At 35.6% G+C, this 26,976-nt stretch carries 27 protein-coding genes and 3 tRNA genes; 15 read left to right on the top strand and 15 right to left on the bottom strand.

What is annotated here, in order from left to right:
• Window positions 1-78: 78 nt before the first annotated feature.
• Genes ACNC7R_RS08105 through ACNC7R_RS08115 form a run of 3 tightly spaced genes read right to left on the bottom strand, consistent with a single transcriptional unit; the run spans window position 79 to window position 6,268 of the window.
• Complete coding sequence (locus ACNC7R_RS08105; RefSeq protein WP_417940427.1) at window positions 79-1,647, bottom strand: arylsulfatase; 1,569 nt, start codon at window positions 1,645-1,647, stop codon at window positions 79-81.
• Window positions 1,648-1,651: 4 nt separating this feature from the next.
• Window positions 1,652-3,124 carry a RagB/SusD family nutrient uptake outer membrane protein gene (locus ACNC7R_RS08110; RefSeq protein ID WP_417940428.1) on the bottom strand — a complete coding sequence of 491 codons (1,473 nt, stop codon included), beginning with the start codon at window positions 3,122-3,124 and terminating at the stop codon, window positions 1,652-1,654.
• Between the two features lie 18 nt (window positions 3,125-3,142).
• Entirely contained in the window at window positions 3,143-6,268 is a 3,126-nt protein-coding gene (locus ACNC7R_RS08115) for a SusC/RagA family TonB-linked outer membrane protein (protein ID WP_417940429.1), read from the bottom strand.
• 943 nt (window positions 6,269-7,211) lie between these two features.
• Here ACNC7R_RS08115 and glp point away from each other — a divergent pair.
• The 9 genes from glp to moaA all read left to right on the top strand — a co-directional run bounded on the left by glp (window position 7,212) and on the right by moaA (window position 14,626).
• Window positions 7,212-8,384, top strand: coding sequence for a gephyrin-like molybdotransferase Glp (glp, locus tag ACNC7R_RS08120; RefSeq protein ID WP_417940430.1), 1,173 nt, complete (start codon window positions 7,212-7,214; stop codon window positions 8,382-8,384).
• Between the two features lie 82 nt (window positions 8,385-8,466).
• Entirely contained in the window at window positions 8,467-9,213 is a 747-nt protein-coding gene (locus ACNC7R_RS08125; protein ID WP_417940431.1) for a sulfite exporter TauE/SafE family protein, read from the top strand.
• Window positions 9,214-9,350: 137 nt separating this feature from the next.
• Window positions 9,351-9,923, top strand: a complete 573-nt coding sequence (locus ACNC7R_RS08130) for a molybdenum cofactor guanylyltransferase (RefSeq protein WP_417940432.1) — start codon at window positions 9,351-9,353, stop codon at window positions 9,921-9,923.
• Window positions 9,924-9,929: 6 nt separating this feature from the next.
• Entirely contained in the window at window positions 9,930-10,718 is a 789-nt protein-coding gene (gene cobA, locus ACNC7R_RS08135; protein WP_417940433.1) for a uroporphyrinogen-III C-methyltransferase, read from the top strand.
• A 2-nt stretch (window positions 10,719-10,720) separates the two neighbouring features.
• Window positions 10,721-10,957 (top strand): MoaD/ThiS family protein, encoded by a 237-nt coding sequence (locus ACNC7R_RS08140; RefSeq protein ID WP_417940434.1) that lies wholly within the window; start codon window positions 10,721-10,723, stop codon window positions 10,955-10,957.
• A 10-nt stretch (window positions 10,958-10,967) separates the two neighbouring features.
• Window positions 10,968-12,044, top strand: coding sequence for a molybdopterin-synthase adenylyltransferase MoeB (gene moeB / locus ACNC7R_RS08145; RefSeq protein ID WP_417940435.1), 1,077 nt, complete (start codon window positions 10,968-10,970; stop codon window positions 12,042-12,044).
• A 240-nt stretch (window positions 12,045-12,284) separates the two neighbouring features.
• Window positions 12,285-12,716, top strand: coding sequence for a molybdenum cofactor biosynthesis protein MoaE (locus tag ACNC7R_RS08150; RefSeq protein ID WP_417940436.1), 432 nt, complete (start codon window positions 12,285-12,287; stop codon window positions 12,714-12,716).
• A gap of 1 nt (window position 12,717) precedes the next feature.
• Window positions 12,718-13,632, top strand: a complete 915-nt coding sequence (gene moaCB, locus ACNC7R_RS08155) for a bifunctional molybdenum cofactor biosynthesis protein MoaC/MoaB (RefSeq protein ID WP_417940437.1) — start codon at window positions 12,718-12,720, stop codon at window positions 13,630-13,632.
• Window positions 13,619-14,626, top strand: a complete 1,008-nt coding sequence (gene moaA, locus ACNC7R_RS08160) for a GTP 3',8-cyclase MoaA (RefSeq protein ID WP_417940438.1) — start codon at window positions 13,619-13,621, stop codon at window positions 14,624-14,626. The genes moaCB and moaA overlap by 14 nt, the downstream gene beginning before the upstream one ends.
• A gap of 180 nt (window positions 14,627-14,806) precedes the next feature.
• Here moaA and ACNC7R_RS08165 read toward each other — a convergent pair whose 3' ends face one another.
• The 3 genes from ACNC7R_RS08165 to ACNC7R_RS08175 form a co-directional block, all read right to left on the bottom strand.
• Window positions 14,807-15,385 carry a hypothetical protein gene (locus tag ACNC7R_RS08165; protein WP_417940439.1) on the bottom strand — a complete coding sequence of 193 codons (579 nt, stop codon included), beginning with the start codon at window positions 15,383-15,385 and terminating at the stop codon, window positions 14,807-14,809.
• 353 nt (window positions 15,386-15,738) lie between these two features.
• Window positions 15,739-17,016 carry a DUF2130 domain-containing protein gene (locus ACNC7R_RS08170; protein WP_417940440.1) on the bottom strand — a complete coding sequence of 426 codons (1,278 nt, stop codon included), beginning with the start codon at window positions 17,014-17,016 and terminating at the stop codon, window positions 15,739-15,741.
• A 319-nt stretch (window positions 17,017-17,335) separates the two neighbouring features.
• On the bottom strand, window positions 17,336-18,223 hold the full coding sequence (locus ACNC7R_RS08175) for a LysR family transcriptional regulator (protein ID WP_417940441.1): 888 nt from the start codon (window positions 18,221-18,223) through the stop codon (window positions 17,336-17,338).
• A 224-nt stretch (window positions 18,224-18,447) separates the two neighbouring features.
• Between ACNC7R_RS08175 and ACNC7R_RS08180 the strand changes: the two genes are divergently transcribed.
• Complete coding sequence (locus ACNC7R_RS08180) at window positions 18,448-19,155, top strand: class I SAM-dependent methyltransferase (protein WP_417940443.1); 708 nt, start codon at window positions 18,448-18,450, stop codon at window positions 19,153-19,155.
• A 101-nt stretch (window positions 19,156-19,256) separates the two neighbouring features.
• Here ACNC7R_RS08180 and ACNC7R_RS08185 read toward each other — a convergent pair whose 3' ends face one another.
• Both ACNC7R_RS08185 and ACNC7R_RS08190 read right to left on the bottom strand, forming a co-directional pair.
• On the bottom strand, window positions 19,257-19,535 hold the full coding sequence (locus ACNC7R_RS08185) for a putative quinol monooxygenase (protein ID WP_417940444.1): 279 nt from the start codon (window positions 19,533-19,535) through the stop codon (window positions 19,257-19,259).
• Window positions 19,532-20,143 (bottom strand): NAD(P)H-dependent oxidoreductase, encoded by a 612-nt coding sequence (locus ACNC7R_RS08190; protein ID WP_417940445.1) that lies wholly within the window; start codon window positions 20,141-20,143, stop codon window positions 19,532-19,534. The genes ACNC7R_RS08185 and ACNC7R_RS08190 overlap by 4 nt, the downstream gene beginning before the upstream one ends.
• Before the next feature lie 284 nt (window positions 20,144-20,427).
• On the opposite strand from ACNC7R_RS08190, the gene ACNC7R_RS08195 reads away from it, so the two are divergent.
• Both ACNC7R_RS08195 and ACNC7R_RS08200 read left to right on the top strand, forming a co-directional pair.
• Window positions 20,428-20,823, top strand: coding sequence for a hypothetical protein (locus ACNC7R_RS08195; RefSeq protein ID WP_417940446.1), 396 nt, complete (start codon window positions 20,428-20,430; stop codon window positions 20,821-20,823).
• Window positions 20,780-20,923, top strand: a complete 144-nt coding sequence (locus ACNC7R_RS08200) for a helix-turn-helix domain-containing protein (protein WP_417940447.1) — start codon at window positions 20,780-20,782, stop codon at window positions 20,921-20,923. Before ACNC7R_RS08195 ends, ACNC7R_RS08200 begins: the two co-directional genes overlap by 44 nt.
• 139 nt (window positions 20,924-21,062) lie before the next feature.
• Here the strand turns inward: ACNC7R_RS08200 and ACNC7R_RS08205 are convergent, their stop codons facing one another.
• The 3 genes from ACNC7R_RS08205 to ACNC7R_RS08215 all read right to left on the bottom strand — a co-directional run bounded on the left by ACNC7R_RS08205 (window position 21,063) and on the right by ACNC7R_RS08215 (window position 24,138).
• Window positions 21,063-22,115, bottom strand: coding sequence for an SMI1/KNR4 family protein (locus tag ACNC7R_RS08205; protein WP_417940448.1), 1,053 nt, complete (start codon window positions 22,113-22,115; stop codon window positions 21,063-21,065).
• Window positions 22,116-22,132: 17 nt separating this feature from the next.
• Complete coding sequence (locus ACNC7R_RS08210; protein WP_417940449.1) at window positions 22,133-22,894, bottom strand: NlpC/P60 family protein; 762 nt, start codon at window positions 22,892-22,894, stop codon at window positions 22,133-22,135.
• Window positions 22,895-22,959: 65 nt separating this feature from the next.
• Complete coding sequence (locus ACNC7R_RS08215) at window positions 22,960-24,138, bottom strand: acetyl-CoA C-acyltransferase (RefSeq protein ID WP_417940450.1); 1,179 nt, start codon at window positions 24,136-24,138, stop codon at window positions 22,960-22,962.
• 241 nt (window positions 24,139-24,379) lie between these two features.
• Between ACNC7R_RS08215 and ACNC7R_RS08220 the strand changes: the two genes are divergently transcribed.
• The 3 genes from ACNC7R_RS08220 (at window position 24,380) to ACNC7R_RS08230 (ending at window position 24,656) form a co-directional block, all read left to right on the top strand.
• Window positions 24,380-24,463, top strand: a tRNA-Ser gene (locus ACNC7R_RS08220).
• A gap of 13 nt (window positions 24,464-24,476) precedes the next feature.
• Window positions 24,477-24,551, top strand: a tRNA-Pro gene (locus ACNC7R_RS08225).
• Window positions 24,552-24,582: 31 nt separating this feature from the next.
• Window positions 24,583-24,656: transfer RNA gene (locus tag ACNC7R_RS08230), tRNA-Arg, on the top strand.
• A gap of 113 nt (window positions 24,657-24,769) precedes the next feature.
• Here the strand turns inward: ACNC7R_RS08230 and ACNC7R_RS08235 are convergent.
• The 4 genes from ACNC7R_RS08235 to ACNC7R_RS08250 are packed head-to-tail and all read right to left on the bottom strand — an operon-like array spanning window position 24,770 to window position 26,822.
• Window positions 24,770-25,201, bottom strand: a complete 432-nt coding sequence (locus tag ACNC7R_RS08235; RefSeq protein WP_417940451.1) for an ISL3 family transposase — start codon at window positions 25,199-25,201, stop codon at window positions 24,770-24,772.
• A 26-nt stretch (window positions 25,202-25,227) separates the two neighbouring features.
• Window positions 25,228-25,500: a transposase gene (locus ACNC7R_RS08240; RefSeq protein ID WP_417940452.1), complete on the bottom strand. Its 273-nt coding sequence runs from the start codon at window positions 25,498-25,500 to the stop codon at window positions 25,228-25,230.
• Window positions 25,493-26,476 (bottom strand): ISL3 family transposase, encoded by a 984-nt coding sequence (locus ACNC7R_RS08245; RefSeq protein ID WP_417943128.1) that lies wholly within the window; start codon window positions 26,474-26,476, stop codon window positions 25,493-25,495. The genes ACNC7R_RS08240 and ACNC7R_RS08245 overlap by 8 nt, the downstream gene beginning before the upstream one ends.
• Complete coding sequence (locus ACNC7R_RS08250; RefSeq protein WP_417939511.1) at window positions 26,457-26,822, bottom strand: transposase; 366 nt, start codon at window positions 26,820-26,822, stop codon at window positions 26,457-26,459. Before ACNC7R_RS08250 ends, ACNC7R_RS08245 begins: the two co-directional genes overlap by 20 nt.
• Window positions 26,823-26,976: the final 154 nt, after the last annotated feature.

The following is a 26,976-nucleotide window of genomic DNA, read 5'->3' on the forward strand; positions in this document are numbered from 1 at the left end:
AAAATATTTATTAATTCTATATATTTAGTATAATTTTTAAGCAAATTATGAAGTCATCAATTAGAAAAAAAAGGTTGTTTATTTTATTACATTCCAGTCTTTTACGCCAACTTTTGCTGACCATTTTTGATGTAATTCAATTAAATGTTGCAGCAGTTTTGGCTCTGATTTTGCCAGGTTCTTTGTTTCGGTTCGGTCATCTGCGAGATTGTACAATTCCCAGGGCTGATTGTTTTCGGCTACTGCTTTCCATTGTCCTTTTCGTACTGCTTTACTGCCTTCATGTTCCCAAAACAAGGCTTCATGTAGATCAGATTTTTGCCCTTCAAATTCCCTTTTTAAACTAATACCTTCTAATGGTGTGAGTTTTTTTCCCTGAAAAGAATTCGGATATTCAAAACCAGCATACTCTAGACAAGTCGGGAAAATATCAATCAGATGGGTTACTCTATTACTTAATGTGCCAGCCTTAATGTGTTTTGGATAATAGGCAATAAAAGGCGAAGCAATGCCTCCTTCATGAGTGTTCTTTTTGAATAATTGAAATGGCGTGTTGCTCACATTTCCCCAAGGGCTCTCATAACTATCGATCGATGCAGCGGAACCTTGTGTTCCATTTTTTTGTATCACATAATTCCAGTTTTTTACATCATCTGCACTACCGCCATTATCAGAAAGAAAAAGAATAATTGTATTATTTTCTTCACCCAGAGATTTTACTTTTTGCAGAATTTCTCCAATTCCCGCATCCATTCGGTCAATCATGGCGGCGTAAATTGCCATGCGGGTGTCCCATTTATCTTTTTCTTCTACACTTAATTTTTCCCAGTCGGGCACTTTTTCAAAACGATTGGATAATTTCCAGTTTTTATCAATAATGCCTTGCTGTTTTAATTTCTCAAAACGACTTGCTCTCAGCTTATCCCAGCCTTCAAGATATTTGCCTTTGTATTTAGCAATATCTTCTGGCAATGCCTGAATAGGCCAATGCGGTGCATTATAAGCAACATACAGGAAAAAAGGCTTTTGTTCATGGCGATGTTTTTCTAAAGAATTAATCGCAAATTGGGTTATTTCCTGAGTCAGATAAGTAGATTTGTCTGTTCGGATGATTTCCTGATCTCCTTTCAAAAAAGTAACCGTTCTTCCGTCATTATATAAAGGTTCTGAGTTAAAATAACTGCTCCCATTGTTTTGTAAAGTAAAAGAATCATCGAACCCTCTATTAACCGCCCAGGCTGACGGAACCAAACCAACGTGCCATTTTCCCGATACGATAGTAGTGTAACCAGCCTGTTTGAGTGCCTGTCCAATCGTGATGCAATGTTCGTTTAAATAGCCCTGGTAAGCAGGAAACCCCTTGTCCTGAACCATATCTCCAATACCTGCCTGATGCGAATACAAACCAGTCAGTAACGAAGCCCGTGAAGGACAGCAACGTCCTGCATTGTAAAACTGATTTAAAATAAGCCCGTTTTTGGCAAGCTTATCCAAATTTGGAGTTTTAATTTCTGAGCCAAAAGCACCAATATCTGAGAAACCTAAATCATCTGCCAAAATGACGATGATGTTAGGTTGCTTTTTCTGTGCAAATAGGTGAGATTGTGCAACAACCAAGAGGGCAAGGATGAACAGTTTTTTTATCATTTTATTAATAACCTGGATTTTGTGGTAATCCTACCGGATCAATATTTCTTTCGCTTTGCGGAATTGGATATAAATTGTTTCTTTCTGAAACCGAGTTTTTAGCGGTTACTTTTTTCACTTCAGTAACTAGAGTTCCCCAACGAACTAAGTCAAACCAGCGTTGTCCTTCCTGAACAAACTCTTTTTTACGTTCTTCCTGAATCGCAGCTCTAAAAGTGGTTTGGTTTAATCCAACTAAATCTACAGTTGCGTCTGGCGTTGTAATTGGTTTTCCGTAAGCTCTTCTTCTTACTTGGTTAATCAATTCATAGGCTTCTGCAGTTGGCGCACCTTGCTCATTTATGGCTTCCGCCAAAGACAATAAAATATCTGCATAACGAATTAAAGGAAAATTGATCGCTACGTTTGACGGTGTTGCCAAATTGGTTAAATCCAGATATTTTTTGAAAATTGGTTTAGGAAAAGTATAAAGCGTTCCTGTAGTTGGGTTAAGCAATTGTTTAGCATAACTTACATCTCTGCGAGTATCTCCAGTTTCATAAATATCATAAAACAAAGCTACATCTGAGATAATATCTGCAGGTTCTGTAGCCGTAAATCCGGTAAATGAAGTAGATTGAAATGTGCTTCCGCTAGAACCGTTTCCTGCCTGGTTTGGCTCAAACTGAACTGAGAAAATATGCTCTTTTCCGTTCTTTTTTGTTTTCGTGAAAATATCCTGAAAGTTTTCGAATAAAGCATAACCATATCCACCGTTGATAACTTCTCTGGCTTTCAAAATAGCATTTGCCCAATCTTTTCGGGTTAAATATACTTTGGCTAAAATCGCTTTTGCAGCTCCGGAAGTGGCGCGTCCGGCATCAGCAGTTGTATAAGATGCTGGTAAACTTTCTGCATCTGTAAGATCTTTAATAATCTGCGCATAAACTTCGTCTACAGTTGCTCTTCTTGATTTTAAACTTTCTAATTGAATAGAAGTTGGTTCGTGTAAAACAATTGGAACACCGCCCCAAATACGAACAGCCTGAAAATACAGTAATCCGCGGATAAACTTTGCTTCGTTAATTAATCTTGTTTTTATAACTTCAGATCCAGATACTTTTGGGATATTATCAATAGAAACATTGGCTCTGTTGATTCCTGCATAAATTTGTCTCCACGCCACTTGTACACGGTCATTTGTAGCGTCATGCGTTAAACTGCTCATTGCTCTAACTTGAGGGTTTGTTGCAGAAACTCCGGCCGCAGCATAATCAGAACCCATATCTGTTAAGAAATACAAGTTTCTCCCGAATAAACTCTGCTCTCCCGGATCAAGGCTTAAAGAAGCATAAACCGCAGTTACACTCGCAACAGCATCGTCTTGGCTTATAAAGTAATTATCTTCGGTTACAAAAGAGGTTGGTGTTACCTCCAGGTCCGTGCACGATACAAATAGTCCGGCACTTAAAAGGAATGTTATTATAATCTTTTTCATTTTGATATATTTTTTTACTTAGAAAGTTATATTCAGGCCCGAGATGAATGTTTTTGAGTTTGGATAAGAACCAAAATCAATTCCCGGATATAAGTTGTTTTGTTCATATGAACTTACCTCAGGATCATATCCAGTGTATTTTGTCCATGTAATTAAGTTTTCAGCAGATACATAAAACTTAACACTCTTTGTTCCTAATTTTTTAGAAATGCTTTTAGGCAATGTATATCCTAAAGTAATCAGTTTTAGCCTCAGGAAAGAAGCATCTTCTACATATCGTTCAGAAACTATTCCTAACGGAGAACTGGATGCTCTCGGAATTTCATTACTTGGATTTGTAGGTGTCCAGCGATCTTCTAAAGTCACATTTGCATTTGTTCCAAGAGTTGAAATTTCTAACTGCTGATTTAAAGCATTGAAGATTTTTGCACCGTATGATCCTTGAAAAGAGAAATTTAAATCGAAATCATTGTATGAAAAGGTATTGCTGAAACTTCCAACAAATTTTGGCTGTGAAGAACCTAAATTGCCTTTGTCAAGAGCTGTAATTACACCGTCTCCGTTTGTATCAACATATTTTCTGTCTCCTACTTTTGTGTTGGCTAAACTGTTGATTTTTGGCTGTGTGTTGACTTCTTGCTGAGTCTGAAAAACTCCGTTTGTTCTATATCCCCAGAAAGTTCCTAATGGCAGGCCAACTTTTACCGTAACAGGCTGCTGCTGCAATAAAGATCCGTTTGGAACTACTGGAAAAAACTGATTGACTCCGTTTCCAATTGCTACCACTTTGTTTCTGTTAGCAGAAAAAACAAGGTTCGAATTCCATGAGAAATTTTCTGTTTTTAGGTTTTCTGTATTTAAACCAATCTCAATACCTTTATTTTCAACACCTCCGATATTTTGAAGTACACTTGCATATCCGGAAGTAAGCGGCACCGGAACGCTGATTAACAAATCGTTTGTTTTTTTGTAATACACATCAAAAACAAAATTGATTTTTCTTTCAAATAATGATAAATCCAAACCAACATTATACTGTGTTGTTTTTTCCCATTTCAAATCCGTATTTGATAATCGGGTAGGAGCAAGTCCTGTGTATAATGTTCCGCCAAAAGAATAGTTTACAGAACCCATTTGAGCTAACGCCAGATAGTTTCCAATTTCCTGATTTCCTGTTGTTCCGGCAGTAATTCTAAGTTTTGCCTCAGTTACACCTTTGATATTGTTTGCAAATTCTTCATCTGTAATATTCCATGAGAAACCTGCTGACGGGAAATAACCCCAGCGTGATTCAGAACCAAATCTTGAAGATCCGTCGGCACGGGCAGAAAGTGTAAAGTTGTATTTTCCTTTATAAGAATAATTAACTCTTGCAAGCCAGGATTTTAAAACACTTTCGTAGGCGTCACTATATGGTTTTACTGCTACACCATCTTGTAAAGCATTATAAGTATTAGCATCATTTACAAACGTATTAGCACCGGCATTTACAACTTCTCCTTGCGTATATTGAAGTGTATAACCTCCCAAAGCCGAGAATTTATGGTTTTCACCAAAGTTGCTATTGTAGTTCAGCGTATTTTCATTTAAAACAGAACTTACTAATCTGTCTCCAACTGAAGCTGAACCTTTTGTTCCTGCACCATTTGATGTATTGGCAGGGGCATAATAGTTTTGTTTTGTATTGATTACGTCACCGCTTACAGCCACTTTAGCAGTCAGTTTTTTAGTGATTTTATATTCACCAAATAAGCTTGTTAGAATCCTGTTGATTTTAGTTTCGTTAATTGTATTTTCCAAATCATTAATAGGGTTTGGAACAAAACCGTTAACAGAAGTTGCATATGGATTGTTAGTTACGTTATAACTTCGGTTTTCATTTCTAATTGGCACTACAGGAGCAGTTAACAAAACACTAACCAAAGGGTTTGGATTTCTTCCGCCGCTTCCGTTATTTGCTATACCATTAGAAAGTGAGTTACTATAATTGGCATTAATACCAAATTTAAAGTTTTGAGAATAGTTTCTTTCGTAATTGATACGAAGAGAGATACGTCTAAAATCAGATCCCAAAACAGTACCTTCCTGATCAAAATATCCTGCAGAAACCGCATATCTTGATCTTTCGTCTCCGCCTGAAAATGACAATTGATGATTTTGAACCGGAGCAGCCCTTCTAAAAGCTGCATCCTGCCAGTCGTAGCTTCCGGAAGTTTTAAATGCTTCTATCTGTGCTGCAGAAAAAGATGGAGCCTGACCAATACTTGCCTGTACATCATTTCGTAAACTTGCCCATTGGCTGGCATTCATAACATGAAGTTTTTTAGAAACATTCTGAAACCCAAAATAACCCTGGTAAGAAATATTATCTTGTCCTTTTATTCCTTTTTTAGTGGTAATAATAACAACACCATTTGCACCACGTGAACCATAAATTGCAGTCGCAGAAGCATCTTTTAAGACTTCGATAGATTCAATATCAACAGGGTTAATAGTTGACAAAACATTTATGCTGGCTCCGGCATTTGCTATTCCGGCAGAACCATTATTATTGTCATTGTAAATAAGGATTCCATCAACTACATACAAAGGTTCATTACCTGCAGTTATGGAGTTTCCTCCACGAATACGTACGCTTGAAGAAGCGCCTGGACGTCCGGAACTCTGTGTTACTACCACTCCGGCAACTGCGCCTCGCAACAGATTATCTGCTGATGAAGTTACCTGAGATAAATTTGCTTTTGGTACAGAAGCTACAGAACCGGTAATGTCTTTTCTTTTTTGAGTTCCATAACCTACAACAACTAATTCGTCAAGTTCCTGGCGTTCTTCTTTTAAACTGATAGTGACAGGATTTTTGTCGACAATAATTTCAGTTTTTTTATATCCGATATAGGTTATGATTAAAGTATAAGGTAATTTCTGACCAGTCTGAAAATAAAATTTCCCTTCAGTATCTGTCTGAACTCCGTGTGTTGTTCCTTTAATAATAACTGAAGCTCCAATAATGGGCTGGTTTGTAATATCATCTACTACCGTTCCGTCTAGTTTAGACTGTATAAGAGGTGTTGTATTTTGTGCATTTATTCCTGATGTTAAAAACAGGAAAAATAATAATGTGTAAACATTTATATTTTTTTTCATTTCTTTGTATTGGTTTAAGTAATTAACAAGGAGTCCTGAAAGTTGATTTTTCAACTCTCTCGTGTTTCCTTTATTTAGCGATAAATTTTCTTTAAGCCTCGCCATTTCTGTTGCCGCAGAAATGGCTTTTTTGTTTATTTACAGCAGCTGTTGCGCATCTTTTTCATTTTATTGTTTTTAGTTTTTATTTTTTATTTCATTTTTCTTAGTTAACAGGTATAGTTTCAATAGCGTTTTCGATACAAATTTGTTGCATCAAATAAGATTATGGAATGTTCAGTAAGATTTACCAGTAATTTTTATAAGATTTGTTTAAAGTCAGTTTGTTCTTGAAGAGTTGACTATAAACAGAGGATTATTGCTGTAAGGTTTAACAACAGAAGCACATACAACATCTAGTGTTATAAGTATATTTTTTTTGAAGATTGTAATACGCTATGCTTTCGGCTGTTTTCAAAATATAGTTTTTTATGGTTTTAAATACAATTTTAAACTCTACTAATTCTATAGACAAAGTTAATTTTAATATAATAAAATCCAAAAATTTGTTGATTTTTTTTGAGTAATAATTAAATAAATATGATTTGAAGAAATAACTTTTGTTTTAATTAATTGTTTATTAGTGCTTTATGCTTTTTTGTTAATTAAAATAAATGTTAAAAATATATTTTAGACGATATTGAAATGTAGTATTTTATACTTAGTTTATTCTTTATTATTTATCAATTTTAATAATAGAAGACGTCAAATATGACTGAAAAGTATCTGCTGGTATTCAAAAAACAGAATTTTAAACCAAAAACTAGATTCAAATTAAACCATGATTTTAAATAAATTAGAGTAATTTTATAAATAGAAAAATAAATTAAATTTTTTAATCCTACTAGTAAAAAATACTTATATTTGTATTAAGTATTTATACTTAGTTTTATATTTTGTAAAAATGATACAAGTAACTGAAGCCTTAACGATTGTAGCTGAAAACAGTTCAAAAATGCCATTGCAAAGAATAGCAGTGAGAAAAGCACTAGGATATGTGATAGCAGAAACGGTTTATTCGCCAATTGCAATGCCGCCTTTTCGCCAGTCGGCAATGGATGGTTATGCTTTCATCCACAGTATAAAACATCAGTATGATGTGGTAAGCAGCTTACAAGCTGGAGATCATTCTAATATAAAACTGAAAGGGAATGAAGCAGTAAGAATTTTTACAGGAGCTTTTGTTCCGGATAATGCCGATACAGTGGTAATGCAGGAACATGTTATGGCGAATGAAAATTCGATTTTAATTGCCCAAATGCCTGAGCGATATGCAAATGTTCGTGCAAAAGGGGAGCAGATCAATAAAGGTGAAGTAGTTTTTGAATCAAATACGTTAATTACACCTGCAGCTATTGGTTTTCTAGCTTGTTTGGGAATTACAGAAATTACCGTTTACAAAAAGCCAAAAGTTGCTATTTTGATAACCGGAAACGAATTGGGAGAACCCGGTAAGAAATTGCCAAAAGGTAAAATTTACGAAAGCAATTCAGTGATGCTGGAGGCTGCGCTTCAAACGATAGGCATAAAGAAAACAAAGGTTTTTAAGGTAAAAGACAATCTTAAGGCAACGAAGAAGGTATTAAAAATTATGCTGGAAAAATACGATATGGTTTTAATTTCAGGTGGTATTTCAGTTGGGGATTATGATTTTGTAAAAGAAGCTTTACTGAAAAATGGTGTACAAGAACTCTTTTATAAAATCAACCAAAAACCAGGCAAACCAATGTTTTTTGGATCTAAAAAAGATACTTTAGTTTTTGCTTTACCAGGAAATCCGGCTTCTTCACTGACTAATTTTTATGTGTATGTGTATCCGGCAATCCGAAACCGAATGGGATTTTCGGACATTCATTTACCAAAATTAGTCCGAAAATTAAATGCCGGAATTTCAAATACATCTGGTAAAACATTGTTCTTAAAAGCCTTGTATGACGAAACCCATGTAACGGTTTTAGACGGTCAGAGTTCAGCAATGCTCAACACTTTTGCAACAGCAAATTGTTTATTAATTGTACCGAATGATGTTGAGAACCTTAAAAAAGAGCAGTTGGTAACATTATTGCCGATTGATTAGAATAAAGAATTTCAGTTTTAAAACGCAGTATGTAAAAAAAAAACATATAGCGTAACGAGAAACAAAGAAAACCTGACACTAAATGAATTTACTTACTTCCGAAAATATAATTTTATTCAGCTTCGCATTGATTGTGATTGCTTTTTTATATGCCAGTGTAGGACATGGCGGGGCATCGGGTTATTTGGCTTTAATGACCATTTTTGCTTTTCCGGTGGCGATTATGAAACCTTCGGCGTTGTTGCTGAATTTGTTTGTTTCGAGTATTTCGTTTTTGTTTTATTACAGAATGAATTATTTCAAAACAAAACTCTTTTATCCGTTTGCGATCGCTTCTGTACCGGCAGCTTTTATTGGCGGATTCATCACGTTGGATAATACAATTTATAAATTTATTTTAGGAATTGTACTGGTGTTTGCAGCTCTGAGACTGTTCGGAATATTTAATTTTAAGGAAAAAGAAGCTGTTCAGATCAAATTACCTTTTGCATTAGCAATCGGATTTGTAATCGGTTTGTTATCTGGAATGCTGGGAATTGGCGGTGGTATTATTTTAAGTCCGGTTTTATTGTTCCTGGGATGGGCTTCGGTAAAAGAATCGGCTGCTATTTCGAGCCTGTTCATATTTGTAAATTCATTTGCAGGGATGTTAGGATTTCTTTTGGGAGGAAAAATTATTCCGATAGAAAGTTTTTATCTGGTTCCGATTGCAGTGGTAGGCGGAATGTTAGGCGGATTTTACGGAAGCGGTTATTTTTCGAACAAGACCTTAAAAATTGTATTAGGAACGGTGATTTTGATGGCAAGTATAAAATTGATTTTTCCGTAAAAAGAAGAATTAAACACTCAGAAACAAGAGGTTTCTATTTTTATAAAAAGAAAGATTGGCAAAACATCAAACTTTAAACCTGAAACCTGACTTGAGGCTGAAAGCCTAAAAGACGATGTAAACAAAATAAATTAAAGATGGAAAAACTAACAGCATTTATTCTTTGTGGAGGGAAAAGTTCCCGTATGAAGTCTGAGAAAGGATTGGTTCTGTTTCAGGGAAAACCATTTATTGAGCATATAATTCAGGCTGTTTTACCGGTTACAGAAAAAATTGAGTTCATAACAAATACTAAGGAATACGATTATTTGCCATACAAGAAGTCTGCTGATATAGTGAAAGATAAAGGGCCTTTGGGTGGGATTTATACAGCACTGGAAAATTCTGAAACCGAATTTAACCTGATTCTAAGTTGTGATATTCCGTTAATTTCTTCGGAATTGCTAACTGAATTAATTTCAAAACACAATCAGGAAGCTCAAATTACTGTTTTTGCGACTGAAAGCAGAATTCATCCTTTAATCGGAATTTATTCGAAAAAAATAGTTCCGGTTATAAAAGAAGTGATTGACAATAATGAACTGAAAATGATGGAATTTATCTCGAAAGTGCCGCATCAGATGATAAAAATAGAAGAAAGCGAAAACACTCCTTTAACCAATATTAATTCGGCCGACGAATTAAACGACCTGAATATCAATTTAAGTTAATAGATTATGCAAAACTCCAAAACACCAAAGTTAACAGTAGTAGGCGCAGGCCCGGGAGATGTTGAATTGATTACGCTGAAAGCAATTAAAGCGTTAGAAAATGCCGATGTAGTTTTGTATGATGCTTTAGTTAACGAAGAATTATTGCAATATGCGACTAAGGCAGAGATTGTTTTTGTGGGGAAACGCTTAGGATGCCATGCTTACACACAGGATCAAATTAACGAATTGATTGTTTCGATGGCAAATCGTTACGGACATGTCGTTCGTTTAAAAGGCGGAGATCCGTTTGTTTTTGGGCGTGGAAGTGAAGAAATTGAATTTGCAGAGAAATTTGGTCTGGAAACTGCTGTGGTTCCTGGTATTTCATCAGCATTGGGAGTTCCGGCTTCAGTGGGAATCAGTCTGACACAACGAAAAGTAGCGGAGAGTTTCTGGGTGATTACAGGTACAACTTCCAGTCATGAATTGTCAAAAGATGTACATTTGGCTTCAAAATCGGCTGCAACGGTAGTGATTTTGATGGGAATGCATAAATTAAACGAAATTGTTGCTATTTATAAAACCAATCGTACCGATGACCTTCCGATAGCTATTATTCAGAACGGAACTAAAAATTCAGAACAAAAGGTAGTGGGAAACATTAGCTCAATTACTAAATTAGTCGCAGAAAAAAATATTTCATCACCGGCCATTATTGTAATTGGTGAAGTGGTAAAAAATACGTCAAAACTAACTTCTTATTTTCAGGAACATTTTGAAGATGAATTTATATTTCAGAATTTAAATTTATAATAATGATTGAAGTTAAATATTTTGGAGCTGTTGCCGAAAAAACAAAATGTGCTTTTGAAAATGTGCTTACTTCGAATATTTCCCTGCAGGATTTATTGCAGGATTTAGAAGAAAAATACAAGTTTGAGTCGTTATCATTTAGTGTTGCAGTCAATCAGAAAATAGTTTCAAAAGGAACAGATTATGCTTTGACAACAAGTGATGTTGTCGCTTTATTGCCTCCTTTTGCCGGAGGATAATTTACAATTTATGAATCCATCTTCACGTTATAACCGACAAATAATGCTTCCCGAAATTGGAGAAACAGGGCAGTACAAATTATTAAAATCCAAAGTTTTAATTATTGGTGCCGGAGGCCTGGGGGCTGCCATATTGCCTTATCTGGCCGCTGCCGGAGTTGGTGAAATCGGAATCGTGGATGATGATGTTGTGGAAGTTTCAAATTTACAGCGTCAGGTGATTTACAAAAGTTCATCTGTCGGAAAATACAAGGTTGAGGAAGCCAAAGCCATGATAGAAGCATTAAATCCCGATGTTAAAGTAAACGCTATTGCTGAAAAACTTTCCGGTGAAAATGCTATTACTTTATTCGAAAAATATGATATTGTTGTGGATGCAACGGATAATCTTCAAATAAAATACCTGATCAATGATGCCTGTCTGATTACAAATAAACCAATGGTTTACGGATCAATTTTCAGGTTTCAGGGGCAGGTTTCGGTTTTTAATTATCAAAATGGTTCAACCTACAGATGTTTATATCCTGATGAAAACAGTTCGTCTGTAAATTGTACGGATGCGGGAGTTATCGGAATCTCTGTTGGAATTATTGGAATGTTGCAGGCCAATGAAGTCATAAAAATGATTTTGGAAACGGGAGAAGTTTTAAGCGGAAAGATATTGGTTTATAATATACTCAATAATGAACAGCAGAAATATGATTTTGAAAAAAGTGATTCTTTTGTAATGGACAGAAATACTTTTGAAGAGAAATATTCTCAGAAAGAAAATACTGTCGAAGAGATTTCAGCCGAAGCAGCTTTAGGTCAAATAGATAATCAAGAAGTCTTGTTTTTAGATGTTCGTAATGAAGATGAACTTCCAAAAATAGCTTTTAAAAATAGCCTTCAGATTCCGTTATCGAATCTGGAAAATGAAATACAAAAACTGAATGCAGATCAAACGATTTATGTTTTCTGCCAATCCGGAATTCGAAGCAAAATGGCTGTTGAATTGTTTCAGAAGAAAGAGTTTAAAGATGTGAAAAGTGTTGTTGGAGGTGCGTTGGCAATAAAAGAATTATTAAAAAAAGAAATAAAAATATAGTCAAAGATTAAAAGACACAATTGTCTGCACAGTTTGTCATTCTGAGGAACGAAGAATCTTCACAAGTAACTCGGTATAGAATGGCGTCAATCTTTGTAGAGTTTCTTATGAGGATTTCTCCTCCGTCGAAATGACAATATCGCGATTATTCTTTTTGTAGAATTAAGTAGTGAAAATTCGTATAATTTGTAGCAAATAAAACTTTTAATCTGTGAAATCTTTGATATAAAAATAAAAAAAATGAGTAAAAATGTATTTGTAGAAGGATCAATTTCTCCGGAATTTATTGCGGAGTCAATTGCCAAGCATCAATCCAAACATACCATTGGGGCACACAATATTTTTCTGGGTCAGGTTCGCGCAGATGTAATCCATGACAATACGGTTGTGGCCATTGATTATTCGGCTTATACTGATATGGCAAACGAAGCCCTGCATACAATTCGTGAAAAAGCATTTGCCAAATTCGATTTGACCTGCATGCACATTTATCATAGTTTAGGTGTAGTAAAAGCAGGAGAGATCTGTCTGTTTGTATTTGTATCGGCAACACGCAGAAAACAGGTTTATGAAGCAACAGAAGCTATTGTAAACTGGATCAAAACAGATGTTCCGATTTTTGGTAAGGAAATGTTTGAAAACGATACATTCACCTGGAAACAAAACACCTAAAATGGTAGATATTACGCATAAAACAAACACCTTACGAAAAGCAACAGCCACTGCGATTGTCAAAGTAAGCAAGCAAGAAACGATTGATGCGGTGGTCAATAATCTGGTTCCAAAAGGGAATGTACTCGAAATGGCCAAAACAGCCGGATTATTTGCGGTGAAAAACACGCATTTATCGATTCCGGATTGTCATCCATTACCAATTGAATATACGTCGGTTGAATATAAAATTGAGCATTTAACGATTCAGATTATCTTTAATGTAAAAACCGTTTACAAAACCGGCGTAGAGGTAGAAGCGATGCATGGAGCTTCAATTGTAGCGCTTACGATGTACGATATGCTAAAACCAATCGACAAGGAAATAGAAATTTCGACCATCAAATTAATCAATAAAGAAGGCGGAAAATCATCTTTCAAAAATAAATTTCCGTATGTGATAAAAGCAGCGGTTTTTGTTTGTTCCGACTCTATATTTGCCGGTGATAAAGAAGACCGATCCGGAAAAATCATTGTAGAAAAGTTAGACTCGTACGGAGTTGAAACATCTCATTACGAAGTTATTCCGGATGAATTAGAAATTATTCAGGAAAGAACGAAGGCTTTCGCCAAAGAGAATCAGCTGGTTATTTTTACAGGCGGAACCGGATTGTCGCCAAGGGATGTAACACCCGAAGCACTTTCGCCGATATTAGAAAGCAGAATTCCGGGAATTGAAGAAGCGATTCGTGATTACGGTCAACAGCGCATGCCGTATGCCATGTTGTCCAGAACAGTGGCAGGAACATTAGGAAAAAGCCTGGTTTTGGCCTTACCTGGTTCTACAAACGGAGCAAGAGAATCAATGGATGCTATTTTTCCGCATGTGATGCACGTTTTTCATATTTTAAAAGGAAAAAATCATGACTCCCTCTAAGACCATTTTAACGGATGACTTTGGGCGAAAACACCATTATTTGCGTATTTCGTTGCTGGAGAAATGCAATTTGCGTTGTACGTATTGCATGCCTGCTGACGGAATTGCGCTGTCTCCAAAAGCCGGTTTAATGACGGCCGATGAGATTTTTGCAATTGCCCGGACTTTCGTAGAAAATGGTGTCGATAAAATCAGGCTGACGGGAGGCGAACCCTTGCTAAGAAAAGATTTTTCTGAAATTGTTTCGAAATTATCAACTTTAGAAGTTTCACTTTCAATCACGACCAACGGTATTTTAATAGACCGGCATATTGATATTTTAAAACAGGTTGGTATTAAAAAAATTAACCTTAGTCTTGATACTTTGGCAGCTTCAAAATTTCATTCGATAACACTTCGAAATCAGTTTGAGAAAGTGATTGATAATCTACATCTACTGTTGAATAATCATTTTCAGTTGAAAGTAAATGTAGTTTTAATGAAAGGTTTTAATGATAATGAAATTGTTGACTTTATCAATTTAACAGAGTCCTTACCCATTTCGGTGCGTTTTATTGAGTTTATGCCTTTTGCCGGAAACGAATGGGACAGGAGCAAAATGGTATCACAAAATGAAATTTTATCTCAGGTCGAAACCTTTTTTACTTTTGATAAAATTCAAAAGCTTATTGATGAAAAGAACTTCACGGCGAGAACTTATAAAATCAAAGGTTTTCAGGGAGATTTCGGAATCATAAGTTCGATTACAAATCCGTTTTGTGATAACTGCAACCGAATCCGTCTAACAGCAAACGGCAAAATAAAAAACTGTCTTTTTTCTAATTCTGAAACCGATTTGCTGTCGGCTTTCAGAAACGGGGAATCGATTACAGAATTGATTTCTCAATCTGTTCAAAATAAAAAGAAAGTTCGTGCCGGAATGGTGACTATTTCTGAAATGGATGATCCTGCCAAACATTTTGACAATCGAAGTATGATTGCAATTGGGGGCTGAATTTTTTTTAAAGTATTGTTATTCAATTCTATGAGTAATATTTTAACTGGAATTACGTATCGTTAAGCCTTACTTTGTCGATCTTCTTTGCTGAGATTCTTCTTTCCTCAGAATGACAAACTGAACCTATAAAATATAAAAAAGGTTCAACTTTATTCAAGTCAAACCTTTCTTCTGAAATTATTTTTTCTTTTTAGCTTTTGCTTTCTTTTTAGACTTCGCTTTCTTTTTGGCTATTTTTTTAGCTTTCGCTTTTTCTTTCGCTTTTTTCGCTTTTTCTTTTTTCTTGGCTGCCGCTTTTAGTTTTGCTTTTTTAGCTTTTTCTTTCTTTTTGTCTTTTTTAGCCTCCTCTTTTTTCTTAGCTAATTTCTTTTTGGCTTTGTCTTTTTCTTTGTCTTTCACTTTTTTCTTCTTTTTATCAGATTTGTCTTTTGAGGTTTCAGTAACAGCAGCTTCTTTTGTATCCAGAATTGTTTCAGTAACTGCTTCTGCAGCTATTTCTTCTGTTTGTATCGTTGCAGGTACTATATCTTTTGCAGGAACTTTTTTTATTGCTGCTGGTTTTACCGGTGTTTTTGCTGTAGTCGATTTTACTGTTGCAGCTTTAGTAGGTTTTACAGCAGGAGTTGCCTTAACAGGTGTTCTGCGGACAGGCTTTTTTATTTCTGGTGTATTCTCGTTTTCTGCTGCAGGCTGAATATTTTCAGTTTTTGGAGAATCAATGTTCTCAGCATTTGTTTCTTCGGTCTTGTTTTCCATAATTATACGGGCATTAAATAAGGATTATCTTTATAAATGTAAATAAATTGTTAACTCATAGTTAAGTAAAGATAACTATAAAACAAGTTTTCCAATGTTAAGTTTTTAGTGAAAAAATAAAGATAAGGGTTTGAAAAAGAATTGTTTGTGTTTTTGGTTAAAAATAAGAATCAAAATTTCTTAACAATTCTACATGGAAAATTGGACTATAATTGGGAAAAATAATACTTCTGATAGTTTAAAGGGGCTTAAGAAATTACAGCCTGACCCAGATGGGAACGACATCCTTTTATGATCTCGTTTTTGGGACGAGAGCATAAAAGATATAGTGTCAAAAAGCTCCTGATTTATAACTATTCTAATTCCTTAGGATCTTCATTACCATCCTCAATAAAATCGAGTTCTAGGGCACGAACGGTCTGAACGGCATTTCCGGCAATACCGCGGATAGATCCGTACATTCCTAAAGTGTTGTGAACTACTTTTTCTATTTGTTTTTCACGTTGTTTCCAAATTCGCTGCATCGCTCTTTTTTCGGCATCCAGATCACTTTGCATTTGGGTAAAACCTTCTACGATTCCTTCAATCTGTAAACGGAATTCGTTGCTGGTTAAGAAATCGTACAACATCGACATTTTATCGCCTTTGTTTTCCTGCGCCTGAACAGCCTGACTCACCTGAATAACTGACTGACGCAGAACAGCGCTCAAGCCTTTAAACTCGTCATAAGTACAAATCCAGATGCCGTCACGCATTCCCATTCGTTCCATTCCGGCCGGCATTACTTCGGTAACTAAAACTCCAATATTGGCTCTTTTGGTTCGGATATCGTTTTTGAATTTTTCAATCCATGAGGGTTGAAACGCTTTGGTACGTTTGCTTTCGTAATAAATAGAACCGCAGTTTTGCTGTTCTCTGGTGTTTACAATCTGAAGGCAATCTGCTCCATTCGCACCTTTTTTAATCTCGTCAATACTGTCCAGAGGAAAATTATTGGCAAGCCATTCCTCTATGGCTAATTCCATTACTTCGCCTTGCAATTGCATCGAACCTTGTTCCTGCTTTCGTTTCATTTCTTCAGTCAGCTTTTTTTGTTCTTCGAGCTGTTTCTGAAGTTCTTTGAATTTCAATTCGTTTTTATCGTCTTCCTGTTTTCTGATTTTTTCGCGCTCTAAGGCTAATTGCACATTCAATTGCTTTTCGGCTTCGGCCTGAATAGCATCTTTCATTTCCAGTTTTTCACGCTGTAGTTTAGCAATTTCACCTTCCATTTTATTCAGTTCCCGGATTTTTTCAGACTTTTCAGAAAGTTCTTTTTCCATCAATAACAAACGGTCTTTGTTTTCTTCTTCGAGTTTGGTTTTCAGCTTTTCGCTAATTTCTTTTTCAGCGATTCTTTTTTCACGCTCCAAACGCTCGGCAAAAAGTTCATTTTCCTGCTTTTTCTTCGCTTCAAATTCGGCTTTAGCTTTTTCGAATTGTTCGTTTTTAAGCTCTAATTCACGGTTTTGAATATTGGCTTTTTGTTGAAATTCTTTGCGGATGCTATCTTCCAGCTGGTGTTTTAATACATCATTTACATCGATAGGAGTTCCGCAGTTTGGGCACTGAATTGAAGATTGTTCAGCCATTTTTATTAATTTTATTGAGTGGAATTATAATTTGCTAAGGTATTTAAAAGTTCTCTTTTTATGATGTGGATTAGTGTACTAATTTGTAACGAATTTTTGTTATGGTGGGAATGTATTCTGAATGTGTCTCTCGCAAAGACGCAGAGTCGCAAGGTTTTTATTTCACGCAGATTTTATAAGATTTAAACAGATTCTGCAGATGATTTAAAAAAAGTAAATCTGTTCAGATCTGCTGAATCTGCGTGAAACTTATTTTTTTACCTTTAATAAATAAATTTTTGCGTCTCTGAGACTTTGCGAGATTAAATTATAAAATATCTCAGCGTGAATTACTTCTATTTAACAAAAAATCAACAGCTGATTGTGTGATTTCAGAATGATCATCTTTTGAAGTAATTAAAGAAACATTTGTAAATAGGTTTACTTTTTTCAATTCAATAAAACCAACTTCTAAATCCTGATTATTTTTTGCAATATTCGAAGGCACAATCGAAATTCCTAATCCGTTTTTGACTAATTGTACAATCGAGTTTATATTATTCGCTTCGTGAATTATCTTCGGTGTAAAGCCATAAAAAGCACACAGTTCCAGTAAAACTTCATGGTAATGCGGTGCGTAATCTTTATTAAAAAAAACAAATGTTTCATCTTTCAGTTTTAAAATCTCATTTTCTGATTTTATCTGAACGTTATTTTTATTGTAAACCAATGAAAATCCATCTTTAAACCATAAATGCGATTTTATTTTGGGCGAATGAATGGGCGATCTGATAATTCCCATTTCGATTTTTCCCTGTTCTAAAGCATCAATTTGCTTGGTGGTTGAAATTTCAAAAAGTTTGAAATTTACGTATGGGAACTGTGCTTTAAGATGTTTTATCAAATCGGAAATGACAGACGAATAAATCGAACTGATATAAGCGATTCTGAATTCGCCCGAAACATTCTCTGCTATCTTTTTTGTTTTCAAAGAAATACGCTCTAAATTCTGAAAAAGCATTGTCACTTCTTCTTTAAAGTATCTTCCAGCTTCTGTGAGTTCTACTTTTTTATTATTTCGAATAAAAAGTTTTGCCTGAAGTTCTTCTTCTAATTCCGCTATTTGCCGGCTTAAGGGAGGTTGGGAAATAAAAAGTTTTTCTGAGGCTTTGGTGAAGTTTAGTTCTTCCGCTACAGCAATGAAATATTTTAAGTGTCGTAGTTCCATGATACTTTTTAGGTATTGTTAATTGATAAAAATAGTATTTTTAAAGTATTCATGAAAGAAGTAGTTTTGAAAAAGAAAAAATAATTCTCTCACAGATTAAGCAGAGACAGCAGATTATTAATTTTAGAAAAAATCATCTTAATCATAATAATTCCCGATCATATAATAGCACAAAGATTCGCTCAATCTGCTGAGTTCTGTGAGAGATTAAAAAAATAAAGATCATGAAAAAATCAACCATTGAAGAAATTAAAGAACGATTTGACAATGATGTCGAACGATTTTCAAATTTAGAAACGGGACAGGTTGCAACAATCGACGCTACTATTTCTTTAGAATTAATAACAGAAGCTTCAAAACGAATTGTTCCTAATGCGAAGAATGTTTTGGATATTGGCTGTGGAGCCGGAAATTATACTTTAATGATGTTGGCTAAAGTACCGGATTTAAACTGTACTTTGGTCGATTTGAGTTTGCCGATGTTGGATCGTGCTTTTGAAAGAGTTTCGAAGGAAACAAACGGACAGGTTGAAATTAAACAGGGCGATATTCGCGAAGTAGATTTAGAGGAAAATAGTTTTGACATTATTTTGGCCGGTGCTGTTTTGCATCATTTACGTGATGATAATGATTGGGAGACAACTTTTGCTAAATTGTACAGATTATTAAAACCAGGTGGATGCTTGATGATTTCGGATCTGATCACGCAAGACACAGATTTGTTAAATGCATATACGTGGCAGCGCTATGGAGATTATTTAGAAGGAATAGGAGGGGCAGAGTACCGCCGGAAAGTTTTGGATTATATTGAAAAAGAGGATTCGCCAAGATCTATGAATTATCAATTGGATTTGATGAAAAAAGTAGGTTTTTCGAAAGTCGAAATTTTACATAAGAATATGTGTTTCGGGGCTTTTGGAGGGATAAAATAAAGTTTTGTTTTGACCTGCAAGGTTTCCAAAACCTTGTAGGTTTATCTTTTATGAGGTTATAGCATACCTACAAGGTTTTGGAAACCTTGCAGGAATAATATTTATAAAATCTGAGAGGTCCTGTAAATCTGAATCGGGTCTGAAACGAGATCTCTGATTTGAGAAATAAAATCGGCTAAATAGGGTTGTGAATTGTGTATGTCAAGTCCCGGCTGGTCTTTCCATTCTTCCCAAATGATAAATACATTTTCGGCTGTATGTAAATCGTAGCGAACACAGGCTTCTTCTTTTCTGGTTTCGGTAATGAGGTGATGCAGCATCTTTTGAATTTGGTCGTTATGTTCCGGTTTACCTTTGAAAATGGCAGTAATTGAAATCATGATGATAAAGTTTTAAAAATTTCTTTTAAATGATTAATGTAATTTTTTTTAAAGATAACAATATTTTCAGGTGTTGCGCCTTTTTCGACATCATGAAAATGGAATCCGTTTACTTTTTCCATTCCCGTGAATTTATTCATTTTGTGGAAGCCAAACATTACGCCATCGTCAACAGAAGTTTCGTCGAAGAATTCACCAGGTAGTGTAAAAGCCGTTGCAGGTGCGTTCCAGCTGGTGGTAAGCATGTACTTGCGTCCGTGTAAAAGTCCGCAGGTTCCGTAATTGATGTCGGGATTTATGCGGCTTCTTCCGTCGCTTTTGTAAATTCCGTTGTTGTGCCCCTGCGTGAAAACATCGTCGATGTATTTTTTGAAAAGGTTAGGAATTTGAAACCACCAAATAGGTGTGTGATAAATAACTAAATCAGCCCAGACGAATTTTTCTACTTCTTCCTGAAGATCGATTTCATTTTCGATATGGGTTGTTTTGATTTCGTATGTGCTGTTTTTTGAAAGAAATTCAACTGTCCAGTCCTGAACGGTTTGGTTGAATTGTCCGCCTGAATGAGCAAATTTTTGTCCACCATTAATTATAAATATCTTTTTCATTTTAATTGTTCTTATGAAAACGGATGTGTGAGGGATAGAGGCGGTATCCTTTTGCGAAATGAAATGGAGCAAAAGATAAAGCCGAAAGCCCGACCCGTAGGGACACACCCAAATTATTTTAATTGTTGTGAATTTGTTTTAACACATAGTTCTCAAAATTTGTCATTCCGAGGAACGAGGAATCTCCGTAAGTAGCTCCGCATTGAGAGTCGCTAATCTTTTTAGGCTTTCTCGCAAAGATTTATTTGAAGAATTCAAGTTTAAAGAATGAAAATATTCAGCGCTTGGAATATATTCTTCAAAATGCCAATCATCAGCCGGGCTGTATTTTGAAAAATGATCCTGATAAATGTCTGGTAAAGGTAATGATCGAAGCTATTTGCCGGGAAAAGAAGGATAAGGATATTTACAATCAGGAGTTGATTCAGCAGTTGGTCAATACGCTTATTATTATTGTTGCCCGAAACATTGCAAAATACCTTCCTGAGCAGGTTGCTATTGGTACTGAGGCCAAAGCGATGGATATTCTGCAATATATTCAGAACAACATTTACTATCCTGAAAAGATTAAAGCGGAATCGATTAGTGATTATTTCGGAATTTCGAATACCTATTTAGGGCGTTACTTTAAGAAACATGCCAGCGAAACGATGCAGCAATATATTAGTAATTGCGTATGAATTTGGTTTCACGGACGAAAGCCACTTTAATAAGTTTTTTCGAAAGCAGAAAGGGTATAGTCCTTCAGAGTTTAGAAAGACGATTCGATTGAGTGCTTAAACACGGATTGCACTAATTATCACTAATTCTTTTTGAAAAAGAATTATAAAAGATTTTCTTTTGTGGCTTAATATTTTCTCTCGCAGATTTAAATAGATTTTTTTAAAAGTAAATGTGGAATCCGCGAGACAAATAAAAATTAATTTTCTTTTTCAATAATAAAGCTAAAATGCTCCGTTTTACCCGCTTTCAAATTACGGATTTCGTTTTGGATTAATTCTTCTAAAGAATCTGCGACAATATCTCGTGACCAGGATTCATTTTGAAGCTCTATAATTTGCCCAAAATTCCCTTTCGAAGCCGGATCTGTGTCGTATAGCAAATAATCGCCGTTGCGTCCTGTGGCAAACGGAATCCATTTTGGATTGGCGTAGTTGTTAGTCTGGATTTTATCGAAATCTATTTTTTGTTCCGGTAAATCTTCTTCGTCGAATTGCAGGTCTTGTATCGATTCCCATTCTTCCTTAATATCCTGAAAAGGAATAAGTTCGTAACTCCAGTTGTTTACTCCAAACTGAAAAGCCGAAGTAACGGCATCATAATCTACATTTTGAATTTTGTAAAAGTTAACTAATGCTGGTGGAATTGTAATACCGTCTTCTAAAGAATAATGTTGCTTAATATCTTCTGCAGAAATTCCATCTGCAAGATTGTAATAATCATTATCAGTCGAAACAATTTTATTGATTTCTGAAATCCATTCCTGCCACAAAGGTTTAAATGAAGCGAATTCTGGATCAAGAGGTGCTGAGATTTTTTTCTCTTTTTCTTCGGCAGCTGAAATGCTCAAACTTGTAATTTTACCGTTTTCTTTATCAAACCAAACACTAATGCCGTTTAAGATAAAAGCACCGCTGCGGTCACCTTTAAAGAGTTTTACAAGCTGGTTTTTGTTGTTTTCGTAGTATTGAAATAATTCTTGTCCGTCAAAAATAAATTCTCCTGTAAAACTACTTTTTGCACAGTAATCATAATCTCTAACCTCAAATTCAATAGCAAGACTTTCTACTTGATCTCCTTCTTTGGAAAAAGCTATAATACCTTGATCGTCCCAAGTGTAAATATGGTTGTACTGTTTTTTAAGGTATCTGGATTCTCCTAAAGCTTGTTTTAAAACTGTTATATCAATTGGGAATTCGGCGTTTATATTGTTAATCTGAAAGCCTGTTTTAGATAATTCCAGTTTAGTCATTTTGCTTTTTTTGAAAGTTAGATAATTTTCTTAATTACTCTGAGGTTGTGTGTATGTTTCTTTAATTCAGGATTGTAAATTCCGAGATGATCCAGACGGTCAATACGGACTTTTCCACTTGCGTGAATGATGTAATTATTCTCCATGATGATTCCGACATGAATGATGTTTCCTTCTTCATTATCAAAAAAGGCGAGATCTCCCGGTTCGCTTTCTTCAATGAAACTCAAAGGTTCTCCATCGAGAGCCTGCTGAGAAGCGTCGCGGTGAATTCTATAACCGTTTAATTTGTAAACCATTTGCGTAAAACCTGAGCAGTCAATGCCGAAGGGTGTTTTTCCGCCCCAGAGATAAGGTGCGTTCAAGTACATAAAAGCGGTGTTTATAATAGCGCTTTTAGGTTTTATGCCACTCGTTTTAGTACCTTCAAAATCAAAATTTGAAGTGTTGATTTCGCTGTTATTCAAAAACGATAAAGAGGCTCCAAGCGGAATAGGCAGCAATAAATTATCTGGAGCCGTGATATAATCAATTAAATCAGCATTTAAGATAATGGCTTCTTTGCTTAACTGATTAAATTGCTCTTTTGTTATTTCCTGGTATTGTTTAGAATCTACCCAGCCTTCGTAATCATCAAACTGAATTCTGATTCGCGCCCATTGATTTTTGCGTTCTAAAATTTCGATATGTTCTCCAAATAAGAGTTGTGTAACGATTTCACTTCTGTCACTGGCTTCAGATCGAACGGGTACTATGGCTAAATTGCAAATTCCGAACATGTGTGGAAATTTATAAGTTAAAAATCAGGAGTTAAAATCACATAACTCCTGATGTAAATATTTATTTAGGCTCTTTCGATAACAATAGCAGATGCACCGCCTCCGCCGTTGCAAATTGCAGCAGCTCCTGTTTTGGCATTGTTTTGTTCCAAAACATTTAATAAAGTCACTATGATACGTGCTCCGGAAGCTCCAAGAGGGTGTCCTAAAGAAACAGCTCCGCCGTTTACGTTTATTTTATTGTTATCAAGGTTTAAGATTTTTGCATTGGCTAATCCCACCACAGAGAATGCTTCGTTGAATTCGAAATAATCTACATCTGATATAGAAATTCCGGCTTTGTCCAATGCTTTAGGAAGTGCCTTTGCTGGGCTAGTAGTAAACCATTTTGGCTCTTGTGCTGCATCGGCATATCCTTTTATGTATGCAAGCGGTTTTAAGCCTAATGCATTTGCTTTTTCTTCAGACATTAAAATCAAAGCTGCAGCTCCGTCGTTGATTGTTGAAGCATTCGCAGCTGTTACAGTTCCGCCTTTTGTGAAAACAGCACTTAAAGTTGGAATTTTATCTAATTTAACATTCGTGTATTCTTCATCTTTTGAAAATATAATCGGTTCACCTCGTCTTTGCGGAACTTCGACAGGAACCACTTCATTGTCGAATTTTCCAGTATCCCAGGCTTTTGCGCTTCTCTCGTAAGACTGAATAGCGAAAGCATCCTGTTCTTCACGTGTAATATTATATTCAGAGGCACATAGATCACCGCAAACTCCCATGGCGTTGTTGTCGTAAGCATCTGTTAAACCGTCTTTCTGCATTCCGTCAAGCATAGTTGCAGGGCCAAATTTATTTCCGGCACGCATCTGTACATAGTGTGGAATCAGGCTCATGCTTTCCATTCCGCCGGCAACCACAACTTCAGCATCTCCACAGGTAATTGCCTGAGCGGCTAACATGACAGCTTTCATTCCGGAAGCACATACCTTATTTACTGTTGTAGCAACAACATTTTCAGATAAACCTGCAAAAAGTGCGGCCTGACGGGCAGGAGCCTGGCCAACTCCGGCCTGAATTACGTTACCCATGAAAACTTCATCGACCCATTTTGGATCAAGATCGATTTTTTGGAGAGCTCCTTTTATGGCTGCAGCTCCTAATTTTGGCGCGGGTACGGTAGATAAACCTCCCATGAAACTTCCGATAGGTGTTCTAACGGCAGAAACGATAGCAACTCTTTTGTTCATGTTCTGTTTTATATTAGTTAGTAAAGCAAATTTACTGTTTATTTGAACAAATTCAAATTTTGTATGGAATAGGGCAGATTTTAAATTTAAATCATTTTTTTTGTTAATTCTATTTGTTTGATTGTGAAGTGTTTTAAAAAAAAGATTGAAAAAAGATTGAAAAAAGCGAAAAAATAGTTGTGAGATATCGAATCTTGTCTTACATTTGCAACCGCAAAAAGGAAGTCAATTCCTTAAGCAAGGAGAGGTGCCAGAGCGGTAATGGAGCAGATTGCTAATCTGTCGACGGGTAACCGTCGCCAGGGTTCGAGTCCCTGTCTCTCCGCTTAATTTTGCCTCGGGGTGTAGCGTAGCCCGGTTATCGCGCCTGCTTTGGGAGCAGGAGGCCGCAGGTTCGAATCCTGCCACCCCGACAGAAACTTTGCTATAAGTTTAGAAAGGAATGGTTCCATAGCTCAGCTGGATAGAGCAACGCACTTCTAATGCGTAGGTCGAAGGTTCGAATCCTTCTGGGATCACAAACCCTCCAATGGATATTTTCCTTTTGGAGGTTTTTTTATTTAAATAATTAAGGATCAATCGGATCAAAGCAAAAACCGGATCAAAGCAAAAACCTGTGGGGATGCAAAAATTAAGCATAAATATTAGTTAGCCTAAAAAGGAAGTATTCTATATTTCTAACACCTCTAAATTTTGATCTAAATGCTTTTATTTTAGCATTGAATGATTCTGCAGAAGCATTAGTACTTCTGTTATCAAAATAATTTAAGATGGTTTGATAATGATTCATAATTGTACGAGAGATTGTACCGAAAGACTTAAATCCAGATTGATCTACTTTTTCATGCCATCTGGCTAATTTTGCAAAACCAATGATTTTATCGGTTGTATTCTCAAAGATGCCACGGAGCTCTTGAGTTAGATTGTATCCTTTTTGAATATCAGGATATAACTCAAATAGTAAGGCAGCACGTTCTATTTGATTTTGAGTCCATTTCGATTTGGATTTATACAAGAAATAGCGACTCCTCGCTAGTAATTGCTTAAGGGTATCCCGGATCAAAGCAAAAACCTGTGGGGATGCAAAAATTAAGCATAAATATTAGTTAGCCTAAAAAGGAAGTATTCTATATTTCTAACACCTCTAAATTTTGATCTAAATGCTTTTATTTTAGCATTGAATGATTCTGCAGAAGCATTAGTACTTCTGTTATCAAAATAATTTAAGATGGTTTGATAATGATTCATAATTGTACGAGAGATTGTACCGAAAGACTTAAATCCAGATTGATCTACTTTTTCATGCCATCTGGCTAATTTTGGATCAAAGCAAAAACCTGTGGGGATGCAAAAATTAAGCATAAATATTAGTTAGCCTAAAAAGGAAGTATTCTATATTTCTAACACCTCTAAATTTTGATCTAAATGCTTTTATTTTAGCATTGAATGATTCTGCAGAAGCATTAGTACTTCTGTTATCAAAATAATTTAAGATGGTTTGATAATGATTCATAATTGTACGAGAGATTGTACCGAAAGACTTAAATCCAGATTGATCTACTTTTTCATGCCATCTGGCTAATTTTGCAAAACCAATGATTTTATCAGTTGTATTCTCAAAGATGCCACGGAGCTCTTGAGTTAGATTGTATCCTTTTTGAATATCAGGATATAACTCAAATAGTAAGGCAGCACGTTCTATTTGATTTTGAGTCCATTTCGATTTGGATTTATACAAGAAATAGCGACTCCTCGCTAGTAATTGCTTAAGGGTATCCCCATTTGAAAGTGTTTTAGATTCGAAATTTACTTTTGACTTTTTGGCTTTTTCAATAGCATCATTTTCTTGATCAATGGCTTGCCAACGATATTTAATCCTGATTTCCTGCAGGGCTTCTGCAGCTAGCTTTTGAACATGGAATCGGTCTGTAACTCGAGTGGCATTAGCAAAACACTTTTTAGCTATCAATCCCATATTCCCGGCCATATCCTGAGTAATTTCCTTGACTAGATTCCGCTGTTTAAGAGGAATTTTTTCAATAACGCCAATAACTGTTTCTGCTTTAGTTCCTGCAATCATAGCTACTATAGTTCCTTTTCTACCTTTACCGGATTTGTTGGTTAAAATAGTATAGAGTTCGCCATTTGAAAGTGAGGTTTCGTCTATTGATAAACGCTTTCCAATATTTTGTGGAAAAAGAAGCCATTTTTTAGCATGTGATATTTGATCCCAAACTTTGAAATCACTTAGAAAATCTTTGTATTGACATTGCAGGTTTCTACCAGAAACTCCATAGAAAGAGGCAATGGTATTGCAATCATTTGGACTGGAATCTATTGATCTCTTTTAAAAAAGACGCAAACTCCTGGGTTACACGAGTTCCGTCTGCTACTAAATTCCAATCTCTAAAAACGATTTTTCGAGTATCTTCATTAAGCCATCTTCTGCGAGTGATGTGAAGGTATACTTGGTGTCCACGGATAGGAAAATCCTGAACCGTTATCTCTTCGAAGAATCCTTTTGAGCTTAATTTTGATTCTCTGTATTCTTTAGGTATCGAATTAATCTCTTTTAAATACAGATGGAGTGTTTCATCTTTCTTTTTATAAGAAGTAAGTTCGAAGTAGTCTACTATTATCTCAGGTAATAACAACTTAAGGATATCGATAAAAGAATCTTGCATTGGGGGATAGATTAAACATACAAATATCTAGATTTTAATATTTCCCCACAACAATATGTTATGATCCCATATGGGCTATTGCTAGATTAGGAGGATGGAAAGGTTATCTTTCTGAAAGAAAACCTGGTATCACAACTTTTTGGATTGGCCTGCA

The sequence above is a fragment of the Flavobacterium adiutor genome (genome assembly GCF_048282555.1).
In the GTDB taxonomy this organism is placed as follows: Bacteria; Bacteroidota; Bacteroidia; order Flavobacteriales; family Flavobacteriaceae; genus Flavobacterium.